This is a genomic window from Citrobacter sp. TBCS-14 (assembly GCF_005280805.1).
GTDB classification, from domain to species: Bacteria; Pseudomonadota; Gammaproteobacteria; order Enterobacterales; family Enterobacteriaceae; genus Citrobacter; species Citrobacter gillenii.
In genome coordinates this window covers 1-211 of record NZ_SZWM01000202.1, presented here as the reverse complement: position 1 = coordinate 211, position 211 = coordinate 1, and the positions used below count along the sequence as shown (strand labels likewise).

At 52.1% G+C, this 211-nt stretch carries 1 pseudogene; it reads right to left on the bottom strand.

Annotation, left to right across the window (positions count from 1 at the left end):
* A pseudogene (locus FDX22_RS12115) lies at window positions 1-211 on the bottom strand (aminotransferase class III-fold pyridoxal phosphate-dependent enzyme); the annotation flags it as partial.

The following is a 211-nucleotide window of genomic DNA, read 5'->3' as shown; positions in this document are numbered from 1 at the left end:
GGCGCGAAACGCACCACGTTAGCGCCGGCAATCAGTACCATCACCCCTGCATTGGCCGCTTCTTGCGAGATGAGTTTTGCTTTCCCGGCATATTCCGCATTCAGTACGCAGCCGATCAGCAGTCCAAGCCCACGAATTTCGCTAAACAGTCCAAAACGTTCGTTAATGGCGTTAATACGTTCCACAAACCAGTCATGACGCTGTTTCACAC